This is a genomic window from Pseudomonas sp. DWP2-2, from assembly GCF_049897065.1.
Taxonomy (GTDB): Bacteria; Pseudomonadota; Gammaproteobacteria; order Pseudomonadales; family Pseudomonadaceae; genus Aquipseudomonas; species Aquipseudomonas paracarnis.
In genome coordinates this window covers 345,257-357,996 of record NZ_JAFCVN010000005.1, presented here as the reverse complement: position 1 = coordinate 357,996, position 12,740 = coordinate 345,257, and the positions used below count along the sequence as shown (strand labels likewise).

8 protein-coding genes are annotated in these 12,740 nt (G+C 64.5%); all 8 read left to right on the top strand.

Going from position 1 to position 12,740, the window contains the following annotated elements; genetic code table 11:
• Positions 1 to 5: 5 nt before the first annotated feature.
• Genes ACP7CZ_RS14370 through ACP7CZ_RS14335 form a run of 8 tightly spaced genes read left to right on the top strand, consistent with a single transcriptional unit; the run spans position 6 to position 12,730 of the window.
• Positions 6 to 1,295, top strand: coding sequence for a DotU family type VI secretion system protein (locus ACP7CZ_RS14370; RefSeq protein ID WP_056790884.1), 1,290 nt, complete (start codon positions 6 to 8; stop codon positions 1,293 to 1,295).
• On the top strand, positions 1,292 to 4,792 hold the full coding sequence (gene tssM / locus ACP7CZ_RS14365; RefSeq protein WP_259284815.1) for a type VI secretion system membrane subunit TssM: 3,501 nt from the start codon (positions 1,292 to 1,294) through the stop codon (positions 4,790 to 4,792). Before ACP7CZ_RS14370 ends, tssM begins: the two co-directional genes overlap by 4 nt.
• A complete protein-coding gene (gene tagF / locus ACP7CZ_RS14360; protein WP_072445644.1) occupies positions 4,789 to 5,442 on the top strand; it encodes a type VI secretion system-associated protein TagF in 654 nt (217 codons plus the stop codon). Before tssM ends, tagF begins: the two co-directional genes overlap by 4 nt.
• Entirely contained in the window at positions 5,443 to 6,162 is a 720-nt protein-coding gene (locus tag ACP7CZ_RS14355) for a PP2C family protein-serine/threonine phosphatase (protein WP_054919746.1), read from the top strand. It begins immediately after the preceding gene.
• The gene (locus ACP7CZ_RS14350; protein ID WP_294164481.1) at positions 6,159 to 9,137 is read left to right on the top strand and encodes a serine/threonine-protein kinase; all 2,979 of its coding nucleotides are present in this window, start codon (positions 6,159 to 6,161) and stop codon (positions 9,135 to 9,137) included. The genes ACP7CZ_RS14355 and ACP7CZ_RS14350 overlap by 4 nt, the downstream gene beginning before the upstream one ends.
• On the top strand, positions 9,137 to 9,841 hold the full coding sequence (locus ACP7CZ_RS14345) for an ABC transporter ATP-binding protein (RefSeq protein WP_161903627.1): 705 nt from the start codon (positions 9,137 to 9,139) through the stop codon (positions 9,839 to 9,841). Before ACP7CZ_RS14350 ends, ACP7CZ_RS14345 begins: the two co-directional genes overlap by 1 nt.
• The gene (locus ACP7CZ_RS14340) at positions 9,841 to 11,025 is read left to right on the top strand and encodes an FtsX-like permease family protein (RefSeq protein WP_236452623.1); all 1,185 of its coding nucleotides are present in this window, start codon (positions 9,841 to 9,843) and stop codon (positions 11,023 to 11,025) included. The genes ACP7CZ_RS14345 and ACP7CZ_RS14340 overlap by 1 nt, the downstream gene beginning before the upstream one ends.
• On the top strand, positions 11,018 to 12,730 hold the full coding sequence (locus ACP7CZ_RS14335; protein ID WP_034129100.1) for a formylglycine-generating enzyme family protein: 1,713 nt from the start codon (positions 11,018 to 11,020) through the stop codon (positions 12,728 to 12,730). Before ACP7CZ_RS14340 ends, ACP7CZ_RS14335 begins: the two co-directional genes overlap by 8 nt.
• Positions 12,731 to 12,740: the final 10 nt, after the last annotated feature.

The following is a 12,740-nucleotide window of genomic DNA, read 5'->3' as shown; positions in this document are numbered from 1 at the left end:
TGGCGATGCATCCCAATGATGATGACCGCACCCAGTTCATGCCGCGCCCGGGTGGCCGAGAACCTGCACCCGCGCGTGCCGAACCTGCGCCGCTGTCGATGCCGGCTGCGCCGATCCTCACCGGCAAGAGCCAGGGCCTCAACCCGCTGGAAAGTGCCGCCGGCCCGTTGCTGGCGTTGTTGACGCGGTTGCGCAACACCATCGCCCATCCCGCGCCGGCCAGCCTGCGCGCGCAGTTGCTGGCGTACCTGCGCCAGTTCGAAGAACGCGCCGAAGCCGCCGGTGTGGCACGCAATGAAGTGCTGTTGGCCCGTTACGCGCTGTGCACTGCCTTGGATGAAGCGGTGCTGAGCACGCCGTGGGGCAGCACCAGTGACTGGGGTAAGCAGAGCCTGCTGATCACCGTGCACAACGAAGCCTGGGGGGGCGAAAAGGTTTTCCAGTTGCTTGACCACTGTCTGCAAAGCCCACGGGAACGCCTGTACCTGCTGGAGCTGTTGTACCTGTGCATGTGCCTGGGTTTTGAAGGGCGTTACCGGGTGATGACCGACGGGCGCAGCCAGCTGGAAGCCTTGCGCGAACGCACCGCCGCAGCGATACGCAGCGCCCGTGGCGAGCACGAGCGTGAGCTGTCGCCGCACTGGCGCGGTGTGACCGTGGCCCGTGATCGCCTGGCGCAATTCATGCCGCCATGGATTGCCGTGGCGATTGGCTTGGCGCTGCTGTTGGCGTTGCTGTTCGGCCTGCGCCTGAAGCTGGCCTCGGACGCCGAGCCGGTGTTCAAGAATATTCATGCCCTGGGCGAGATCCCGGTGCAGGCCATCGACCGTCCGGTGGCGCAGCCCAAAGTGATTGAGCGCCCACGCCTGGCCGGGTTCCTGGCCGATGACATCAAGGCCGGCCGCGTGGCGGTGGAAGACAAGGTTGACCGCTCTGTGGTGACCATTCGTGGCGATGAGCTGTTCGCCTCGGCCAGCTCCAGCATCGTCGATGACTACCAGCCGCTGATGCTGCGCATCGCTGACGCCATTCGCAAGGTCAAGGGCCAGGTGCGTGTCACCGGGCACAGCGACAACCGCCCGATTGCCACGTTGCGCTTCCCGTCCAACTGGGCGTTGTCCGAAGCCCGGGCCAAGTCGGTGCTGGAGATTCTCGCGGCCAAGACCGGCCAGGCCGAACGCTTCAGCGCCGAAGGCCGCAGCGACACCGAGCCGTTGGCCACCAACAGTACTGCCGAAGGCCGTGCCCGCAATCGTCGGGTTGAAATCACCGTATTGGCGGAGGGCGTCGAGTGAAGGCGTTTTTCAGTTTCATGATTCGCTGGGTGATCCCCGTGCTGGGCCTGATTGCCCTGAGCCTGATCATCTGGTTTGTTGGCCCGCTGCTGGACGTGCTGGTGCCCGAAGGGCGCCGTTGGGCGCTGATCGTGCTGGTGTTTGCGCTGTGGGTGGCCTACCGCGTGTTCCGCATTATCCAGGCCCGTCGCCAGGCCGCCGAAGTGATGCGCAGCCTGGCCGCAGAAACCCCGGTCGACCCCAACAGCGTTGCGACCGCCGAAGAGCTGTCCACGCTGCGCCAGCGCATGGACGAAGCCCTGGCACTGCTGAAAAAGGCCAAGCTGGGCGGCGATGAGCGCCGAAACCTCTACGAGTTGCCGTGGTACGTGATCATCGGCCCGCCGGGCTCGGGCAAGACTACCGCGCTGGTCAACTCCGGGCTGCATTTCCCGCTGGCGGCGCAATTGGGTGCCGGTGCGGTGCGGGGCGTGGGTGGTACGCGCAACTGCGACTGGTGGTTTACCGACCAGGCCGTATTGCTCGACACCGCTGGCCGCTATACCACCCAGGACAGCAACTCCACGGTGGACAAAGCCGCCTGGCTGGGCTTTCTCGATTTGCTGAAAAAGCAGCGTTCGCGCCGGCCGATCGACGGGGCGTTTATCGCCATCAGCCTCTCGGATCTGCTGCTGGGCACCGACGCCGAGCGCGCAGCCCATGCCGCCGCGATTCGCCTGCGCATCCAGGAGTTGTATACGCAGTTGGGCGTGCGTTTCCCCATCTACCTGATGCTCACCAAGCTCGACCTGGTGCCGGGCTTCATGGAGTTCTTCGACAACCTGAGCAAGGAAGAGCGCGCCCAGGTGTGGGGCATGACCTTTGCCCTGGACGACGGTAAAAACAGCGACAGCCCGCTGGCGCACCTGCAAAGCGAATTCGCGGGCCTGGAGCAGCGTCTCAACGAACGCCTGGTCGAGCGCTTGCAGCAGGAACGCGACCCGGCACGACGCGACCTGATCTACGGCTTCCCGCAGCAGTTCGGCGCGCTGAAAGATTGCCTGCAAAGCTTCCTCGAAGGCGTGTTCAAACCCAACGCCTTTGAAGAGCGCGTGTTGCTGCGTGGCGTGTATTTCACCAGCGGCACCCAGGAAGGCAGCCCGATTGACCGCCTGATCGGTGCCATGGCCCAGAGTATGAACCTGGACCGCCAGCACTTGGCGCGCCAGAGCGGCACCGGGCGCAGTTACTTCATCGAAAAACTCTTCACCGCCGTGGCCTTTGCCGAGCGCGGCCTGGTGGGGGTGAACCCGAAAGTCGAGCGGCGCCGCAAGTGGATCGCCCGTGGCGTACTGGCGGCCACCGTCGCGCTGGTGGTGGTGGTCAGCAGCCTGTGGTGGGTGAGCTATCGCGCTAACCAAGCGTATATCGCCCAGGTCGATCAGAAGGTCGCGCCACTGGGCCAGACCGTACAGAACCTGAGTCCGGCACAACGGGAAGTGCTCGCCGTGCTGCCGTTGCTCAACGCGGTGAAGAACCTGGCGGGGGATTCACCGAGCTGGTCCGAAGGGCTGGGGCTGTACCAGGGCGATATGCTCGAAGCCGAGTCCGCCAGCGTGTACCGCAAACTCTTGATCGCCGTGTTCGCGCCACGCTTGGTGACGCGTATCGAAGAGCAACTGCACGGCGGCGGCAACTCGGACTTTCTCTATGAGGGCCTCAAGGCTTACCTGATGCTCGCCGACACCGAGCATTACGACCCGGACTTCATCAAGGCCTGGATCGCCTTGGACTGGGACCGCAACCTGCCCCGCGACCTGCCGGCCGACCAGCGTCAGGCCCTGGCCGGGCACTTGCAAGCGCTGTTCGAACGCCATCCGCCGAGCGCGCGCCTGGACCCACGGCTGATCGACGACCTGCGTCGCCAATTGCAGCAATTGCCGGTAGCCCAGCGCGTGTACGACCGCGTCAAGCGCCAGAAACTGCCCGAAGGTATCCCGGACTTTCGTCTCAATGAGGCCGCCGGTCGCGATGCCGCACTGGTGTTCAGCCGCAAGAGCGGCAAGCCGTTGGGCGAGCCGTTGAGTGGTTTCTTTACTGCCAAGGGCTATCGCCAGGCGTTTTTGCTCAGCAGTCTGAACCAGACCGGCACCCTGGCCGAAGAGCAATGGGTGCTGGGCCATGAACAGGCCGACCAGCAGAACGTGGTGAGCCTGGCCGCCGACGTGCGCCGTTTGTACTTCCAGGATTACCAGCGCCAGTGGGACGCGTTGCTCGCTGACATCGACTTTGTGCCGATCACCAGCGTGGCACAGGCCGCCGATGTGCTGCGGGTGATTTCCGGGCCCACCTCGCCGCTGAAAAAACTGTTGGTGGCGGTCGCCAGGGAAACCGACTTGCAAGCCGAAGACCGCCAACTGGCCGCCAAAGGCGTACCGGTGGTAGGCGGCGTGGACAAGCTCAAGGAGCGCCTCGGCAGTTTGCTGGGCGAGGCACAACCGACGGCGAATGCCCCGGCACCGGCGGATGATCCGGTGACCGCACACTTTGCCGAACTCAACAGCATCGTCAGCAAAAACGAAGGTGAACCGGCGGCCATCGACGGCCTGCTGTCGGACATGAATGCACTGTATGTGCAGGTCAGTGCCATGGTCGGTGCCAGCGGCGATGCCTTGCTCGGTGAGGCCAAGAACCAGGCGGCGGCTGCGGCCACGCGGGTCAGCCTGAACGCCGAGCGTCAGCCGCCGCTGGTGCAGGGCATGGTCAAGTCGGTGGTCAATTCCACCACCAACAGCATGATGGGCGGGGTGCGTAACCAGCTGAACGCGGCCTGGGTCAGTGAAGTGGTCAACGTATATCGCCAGTCGTTGGCCGGGCGTTACCCGATGTCGCCGGGCAGTGCGCGGGACGCCACCCTGGATGACTTCGGCCAGTTTTTCGGGGTGGGCGGGGTGATGGACAACTACTTCCGCAAATACCTGCAGCCCTATGTGGACACGTCGGCACAGACCTGGCGCTGGCAACCGGGGGCGGCGCAGAAGCTGGGGATTGCTCCTGGCGTTCTGCAAACCTTCCAGCGTGCGGCGACGATTCGGGACGCGTTCTTCCGCTCCGGTGGCACCCAACCCATCGTGCGTTTCGAACTCAAGCCGGTGTCGATGGACCCTACCATCACTCAGTTTCTGCTTGACCTGGACGGCCAGCAATTGAGCTACGACCACGGCCCGAGCCGGCCGGTGGCGATGCAATGGCCGAACCCGGGCAGCATTGGCGTGGTGCGTATTTCCATCATGCCGCCGTCGGCCAGTGGTCGCTCCGGCATCACTCTGGACGGCCCGTGGGCCTGGTTCCGTCTGCTGGAGCAATCAGACCTCACTGCAGGCAACTCGCCGGATCGTTTCAACCTGCGCCTGCGAGTCGATGGCGCGAGCATCGCCTATGAGTTGCGCGCCAACAGTGCCTTCAACCCGTTCAAGAGCCGCGTGCTCAGTGGCTTCAGCCTGCCGGAGCGGCTATGACGGCCCTGGGTTTCTACGGCAAGTTGGCCAGCCGCGGGGACTTCGTCAGCCGCGCCTTGCCGCAGAGCTTTATCGGCCCGTGGGACAGCTGGCTGGCAGCGGGTTTGCTCGCCAGCCAGAACAGCCTCGGCGCTGACTGGCTGAATGCGTACTTGGTCAGCCCGTTGTGGCGCTTTGTGCTGGCGCCGGGCGTGTGCGGGCCGGATGCGGCGGCGGGCGTGGTGATGCCAAGCATTGACCGGGTCGGGCGGTATTTTCCGCTGGCGGTGGTGACCTTGCTGGATCACGACACCAACCCGGCGTCGCTGGTGGGCGGTTCGGACGCCTGGTTCGAGCAGGCTGAAACCTTGTTGCTCAGCACCCTCGACAGCGGCGCGACCTTCGAAAGCTTCAACGCCGGGCTCGACGAGTTGGGCTTGCCGGCCAGCGAGCCGCGGGCGGTGGACAGCCGTTTCGCCGGCCTGCAAAGGGTGGCAGCCACCGTGCCGCACCAGCGTATGACCGCACTGGCCGAACAGGCGTGCGAGGGCGCAAGCCTGTGGTGGGGGCGAGGTTCGCAGCGTATCTCCCCCGGTTTATTACGGTGCCAGGGCCTGCCTGCCGCCAGCGATTTTGCGCAGTTTTTGCTCGGACAAGAAGGTGTGGTGTAGATGGGCGTGACGTACGAATCCGCGAGCAAAAGCCATGTGGGCATGGTTCGCCAAGTCAACGAAGATGCCTTTCTGGACCTGCCGGAAAACCGCTTGTGGGTGGTGGCCGATGGTATGGGCGGGCACGCGGCGGGGGACTATGTCAGCAGCCTGATCGTCGATAGCCTGCGCCATGTGCCGCTGGGCCGCTCCCTGGACGAATACTCGGCGGCGCTGCGCAATGACCTGCTGCGCATCAACGCGGCCGTGCGCGAAGAAACCGCCAACCGTGGCGTGACCATGATGGGCAGCACCGTGGTGGTGTTCGCCGCACGCGGCTTGCGCGGGGTGTGCCTGTGGGCCGGCGACAGTCGCCTGTATCGCTTGCGCGACGGCGTGCTGGAAAGCATTTCCCGCGACCACAGCTACGTACAAGACCTGCAAGACAGCGGCCTGCTCAGCGAAGCCGACGCCCGCACCCACCCGCGCTCCAATATCGTCACCCGCGCCATTGGCGTTGAGGCCCAGTTGAACGTCGCCTCGGTGGACCTGTTGATCGCTCCCGGCGACAGCTATTTGCTGTGCAGTGATGGCCTCAACAAGACCGTCGAAGACCATGAAATCCGCGACGTGCTCAGCCATGACGCGCCGGATGAAATCGTGCGCAGCCTGGTGCACTTGGGGCTCAATCGCGGCGCACCAGACAACATCACCACCCTCGTCGTGAAGGTCTCGTCATGAACATCGTCATCCCGGGTTATGACATCGAAGGCGAGATTGGCGAAGGCGCCATGGCCAGCGTGTACCTGGCGACCCAGCGCTCGCTGGAGCGCAAGGTGGCGTTGAAGGTGATGGCGGCAGCGCTGGCGGCCGACCCGAGTTTCTGCGAACGCTTCCTGCGCGAGGGCAAGACGCTGGCGCGTTTGTCACACCCGCACACGGTGACCATCCATGATATCGGCAACGTCGGTGAGCTGTATTACATGGCCATGGAATACCTGCCCAATGGCACGCTCAAGGAGCGCATTGCTGCTGGGCTGACCCCGGAGCAGGGCGTGACGCTGATCCGCCAGATTGCCTCGGCCCTGGGCTATGCCCATGCCCAAGGGCTGGTGCACCGCGACGTCAAGCCGGCGAACATTCTGTTCCGGGCCGATGGCACGGCGGTGTTGTCGGACTTCGGGATTGCCAAGTCGCTGGACGATCGCACCCAATTCACCCAGGCCGGGTTTGCCGTGGGCACGCCGAGCTACATGAGCCCCGAGCAGGCGCGGGGTCAGGAGATCGATGGCCGCGCCGACCTCTACGCGCTGGGCGTGGTGCTGTATGAAATCCTCGTCGGCAAGCTGCCTTACAACGGCACCGATGCGCTTTCCACCGCTCTGGCGCACTTGACTGAACCCTTGCCGGAATTGCCGGTGCATCACGGGCGCTACCAGGGTGTGCTGCGCAAGTTGTTGGCCAAGGACCCGGCGGAGCGTTATCCGGATGCGGCAGCGTTGTTGTTGGCGCTGGATCAACTGCCTGCTGATGAATCGGATGCCACGCTGGTACGGCCGCTGCCGATTCCATTGAGCGTTGATCTGGCGGGCATCACGCCTGTCACCATCGACATTCCGACGGATAAACCGCAACCGCAGCCAATAGTGCGTCAACCGGTGGTCACGCCGACGCAGCACAATGCTCCGTCCGAGCAGCGCCGTGGGCCGGTATTGGCCTTGGCCTCTGTGGCGGTCGCCGTCGCGTTGGCCATTGGCGGCGCCAGCTACTGGTGGTTGAACGGCGGCGATGAACCGGCCAAGCCGCCAGCCGCCGTGGCGCCCAAGGTGACGCCGCCCGTGGCTGTCGCTGAAGTGGATGGCGGTCAGCGCCCGTTGCTGATGGCAGGCAAGAAAACCTTGTTCCAGCGTGTACTCAGCAAACCCGGCGCCCAGCTTTCAGTGGACGCTGGGAGCCCGCCGGGTAGAGCGCTGCCGGCGTTTTCCGTGCTCTACGTGTATCAGCGCAAAGAAGTCGATGGCAGCCCGTGGGTGCGCGTCGGCGCCGCTACCGATGGTCGCAGCGACGGTTGGCTGCCGGCCTCCCAGGTCAGCGACTGGAAACAAAGCCTGGTGCTCAAGTTCACCGAGCGCTCAGGCCGGGCGCCCGTGATGTTCCTGCGCCAGCCCGGTGAGGTGGAAAAACTACTGGCTGACCCTGCTGCAGCGAAAAGCGCCTTGGCCAAGGCGCAGAACAACCGAGAAGACAACCAGCAAGTCCTGGCCCTGGAACCCACCGCCAGCGCGGTACCGCAGAACCAGTTCTACCTGTTGCCGATCTTCGATTCCAAAGAGAGCTTCGACGACAACGGCCAGCCGGTGCAGTTGCTCAACGTGGCCTCCATCGACCCAGGCAGCCGCGCCGCTGCCAGACCGGCCAGCCCGACGCTCAGCGCGAATGCCGACGCATTCCGCACGGCGGTGGTGCTGGTGGTGGACACCACCGTGTCGATGCAGCCCTACATCGACCAGATTCGCGACGTGGTGCATGAGCTACAAACCCGCATTGCCGAGCGCGGCGAGTTGGACAGCGTCAGCTTCGGCATGGTCGGCTTTCGCAGCAGCATCCAGAAAACCCCGGGCCTTGAGTATGTCGCCAAGACCCTGATCAGCCTCGACCAAGGTCGCGACCCGCAGCGCTTTCTGGATATGGCGCGCCAGGTCAAAGCATCGACGGTGTCCAGCCACTCGTTCAACGAAGATGCGTTTGCCGGGGTGATGCAGGCAGTGGACGGCATGGATTGGTCCGGCTACGGCGGGCGCATCATCCTGCTGGTTTCTGATGCCGGCGCGCTGCGCAAGAACGACCCGTTCGCCGCCACCCAGATGAACGAAGCGGAAGTGCGCCAGGCGGCGCTGGGTAAGCAGATCAAAATCTATGCGCTGCACCTGCGCACCGATGCCGGCAAGAAAACCCATGCCGGCGCCGAGAGCCAGTATCGCGTCCTCACCGCCGACGCCAACCCGCAGATCGGCGACCTGTACACGCCGGTGCCAGGGGGCGATGTGCACAAGCTGGGTGAGCGCGTCGATGAGATCGGCACGGTGTTCGCCAACCTGGTGCATCAGGTACGCAGCAACACGCCGCAGCCCGTGCCGTTGCTCAGTGCCGCGCCGAGCCTGGCGGACAAGTCCGCCGCCGTCGGCTATGCCATGCACATGGACTTTCTCGGGCGCAAGACCGCGAGCCAGGCACCGCAATTGGTCAGCGCCTGGACCGCTGATCGTGACCTAACCAACCCGGCGCTGCCAGCGTTCCAGGTGTGCGTGATGTTGACCAAGCTGCAACTCAACGACCTGCAACAATCGTTGAAGTTGATCGTGGATGCGGCGCGCAAGACCCAAAGCTCGCCCAAGGATTTCTTCCAGGAAATCGCCAGCGCCTCGGCCTATATGAGCCGCGACCCGCAGGCCCTGCGCAAGGGCGGCAACCTGGCTGACGGCGGCCTGCTCGGTGAATACCTGGAGGGCCTGCCGTACCGCAGCAAGTCGCTGAACATGACCCAGGACCTGTGGTTGTCATTGAGCGTGGCCGAGCAAGAAGACTTTATCGACGAGCTGGATTCGAAAATCCGCCTGTATGAAACCTTCCATAACGACGTGGCCAACTGGGTCCGTTTCGGCGATGCCGAACCGGGCGATGCGTTGTACCGCGTGCCACTGTCGACGCTGCCGTAATGCTGAACCTGAGTGCGGTGCACAAGAGCCGGGGCGTCGGTAGCCAGCGCTACAGCCTGGTGATCCCTGCGTTGCAGCTGGGCGCGGGTGAGCAACTGGCAATTGTCGGCCCCAGTGGTTGCGGCAAGAGCACCTTGCTCGACCTGCTGGCGCTGGTGTTGGCGCCGGATCAGGTGGGGCAGTTTGCATTCAACCAACACGACATCGGCGCGCTGTGGCGTGCCGACCGGCAATCGGCGCTGGCCGCGTTGCGCAGCCAGCACTTGGGCTATGTGCCGCAGACCGGGGGGTTACTGGGGTTTCTGGATGTGCGCGGCAATATCGCGCTGTCGCGCCAACTGCTGGGCTTGCAGGACGACGGCCGCGTGGCGCGCCTGGCTGAGCAGTTGCAGATCAGCGATCAGCTGGCCAAGCGCCCGGCGGCGTTGTCGGTGGGCCAACGCCAGCGGGTCAGCTGTGCGCGGGCTCTGGCCCATGGGCCGCAACTGGTGCTGGCTGATGAGCCGACGGCGTCCCTGGACCCGCTCAACGCCGAGCGCGTGATGCAGGCGCTGCTGGCCCAGGCCCGCGAACACCGTACGGCCTGTGTGATCGCCACCCATGACGAACCGCTGGCCCGCGCCAGTGGCTTGCAGGTGCGGCGTATCAGTTGCCAGCGCGACCCAGACGGCGGCGTCACCGCAACCCTCGGGGAGGCGTGCTGATGCGCATCGGCCTGGTTGCTTCGCTTGCGTGGCAGGACTACCGCAACGATGGGTGGCTGTCGGCCTGTTCGGTGTTGGCATTGGTGGCGGTTATCGCGCCATTGCTGGTGTTATTCGGGCTGAAATTTGGACTGGTTAGCAGTTTGACCGAACGCTTGGAGACCGACCCCGCCAGCCGTGAAATCATCCCGTTGGGCGGTGGTCGATTCAGCGCGGCGTTTATCGCGCAGCTGGGTGAGCGCAGCGATGTCGCGTTTGCTGTGCCGCGCACACGGCAGATTGCGGCCACGGCGCAGGTGGGCACTTTGACCCTGGAAATGCTGCCGACTGCCGCAGGCGACCCGTTGTTGGCAGGCTTGCCGATGCCCCACGGCCTGGACCAGATCGTGCTCAGCCATACCGCCGCCGAAAAGCTCGCGGCAAGGCCCGGTGATTGGCTGGAAACCAGCTTTGCGCGGCAAGTGGCGGGGCGCGTCGAGGCCCAGCGCACGCGGTTGCAGGTGCTGGCGGTGTTGCCGCTGGAGGCCTTCGCTCGCGAGGGCCTGTTTGCCGATCTGGCGTTGCTGGAGGCAGCGGAAGATTACCGCGATGGCCGTGCGGTGCCGGCGTTGGGTTGGGCCGGTGAAGCGGCGAGCGTGAGTGAACAGCGTATCTACCCGGCGTTTCGCCTGTATGCGCGCAGCCTCAATGATGTGGAACCGTTGCGGGTGTATTTCGCCGAGCAGAACCTGTTGGTTTCAACCCAGGCGCACACCATCGCTCAAGTGCAATCGTTGAGCCGCAACCTGTCGATTGTGTTCTGGATCATCGCCGGGTTGGCGTTGGCCGGGGCGTTTGCGGCGATTTTCGCGGGCACCCTGGCGGCGGTGGCGCGTAAGCACCGTGAACTCTCGGTGTTGCGCCTGCTGGGGTTTTCCACCGCCGCGTTGTTGCTGTTTGTGCTGCTGCAAGCGCTATACAGCGCGGGTTTTGCCGCTGTGCTCAGCGTTGGGCTGTATGGCCTGGCTGAGGCGGCGTTGAACAAGCTTTTTGTGCAGGTGCCAGGCGAGTACGCCAGCCATCTGTTGGCGCGCCATTACGGCCTGGCCCTAGTGGCGGTGCTCGGCGTCAGTGCCGTGGCGGCCGCCTGTGGTGGTTGGCGGGTGGCCCGTATCCAGGCTTCTGAAGGAATCAGAGATGTATAAATTACTGGGCGCCTGCGTGGCGCTGAGCCTGGCCTCGCTGGCCTGGGCTGATGAAGCAAGTGACAAGCTCGACAACCCCAAGCCGTTGCCGGACGACGTGAGCCTGCCGCTGCCCTGCGAAGGCAACATGGTATTCCGCTACGCCTACATTCTGGCCCAGGGCACCCTGGATGACCGTGAAATCAACCTGGGCTACCCCTTTGCCGAAGGCGAGGCGGGTTATCAGCAGTCGTTTATTTCCGGTTACCGCCGCGACTTCATCAACGGCCAGTTCACCCTCAAGGACTTGCCCAAGGACTGGAGCAAGGTCATCGCGCCGCAGATGCCGAAGACCGACGCCAAGACCCCGCTCAAGCCCATGCTGTACTTCATTGGCAAATACGAAGTGACTGCTCGCCAATACGCCCAGGTGATGGCCCAGGCGCAGTCCCTGGCCAGCGGCGAACCGGCGCCGGCGTGTGAGGCGCCCACCGGTATGGCCGGACGTTTGCCCAAGGTGAAACTGTCGCGCTTTGAAGCCGAGCGTTTTTCGGCGGTGTACAGCGCCTGGCTGATGAAATACCACCGCGAACTGCTGCCGGTGAGCGGGCGCGGTGCGTCGGCCGAAGACGGTGGCCTGGGTTTTGTGCGCCTGCCCACCGAAGTGGAGTGGGAGTACGCCGCACGCGGCGGCCAGGCGGTGAGCCGCCAGGACCTGGAAGGCCGGCTGTATCCACGGCGCGCCGAGGGCAGTGAAAGCGATGGCCCGCTGGCCGATTACGCGGTGTTCAACCAAGTGGCTGGCGGCACCGGCCAGGCGGCGCGGTTGATGCCCATCGGCACCAAATTGCCTAACCCCATCGGCATGTTCGACGTGATCGGCAACGCCGCGGAAATGGTCCAGGAATCCTTCCAACTGGTACACGCTGGCCGCCGCCAGGGCACCTACGGCGGCTTTGTGGTCAAGGGCGGCAACTACCTGGAAGGCGAGGGCACGTTGTTCACCGGCATGCGCCGCGAATACCCGCTGTTTGCCGCTGATGGCACCGAGCAAAGCAACGAGACCACCGGTTTTCGCGTGGCGATTGGCGCGTTGTCGGCGCCGCGCTCGCGCTACAAGGAGCTGTTCGCCCAGTGGCAGAAGGAAGGCCGCCTGGCCGCGCTGACCGATGCCATCGACGACGCCCAGGACCCGACCAAACGCCTGGACAGCATCATCGCCGCCAGTGTCGATCCCAAGCTGCAAGCCGAACTGGGCCTGGTCAACGAAGAGCTCAAGCGCAACGTGTCGCTGATCGCCCAGCAACGCGAAGAAGCGGCGGGCAATTTGATCCAGTCGGCGGCGTTGGTGGCCGAGACCATCAGCAACTACAACATCCGCCTGGCCAACCTGCAGAAGAGTCGCCAGCAGGCGGTGGACAGCAAGGACGAGGCCAGCACGCAGCTGTTCGACATGGCCATCACCAATGGACGCAGCGCGTTGGACGGCGCGGTGGCGATTTACATCGACAACCTGGCCACCGGCACGCGCTACACCGATGCGGTGATCCAGGCGCAGTTTCAACGGATCAAGGAAGAGTTGGATCGCAAGCCAGTGCTCGGCAAGAGCCTGGTGACGCGCGCGACACTGTTCGTTCGCCATGTTGGCAACTACCGCAAGCAACAGCGGGCCGACCCGGCAACGATCTTGAAGGAATTGCTCGCAGCGAGCGGTCAGCGGTCTTGATCGTTGGCTG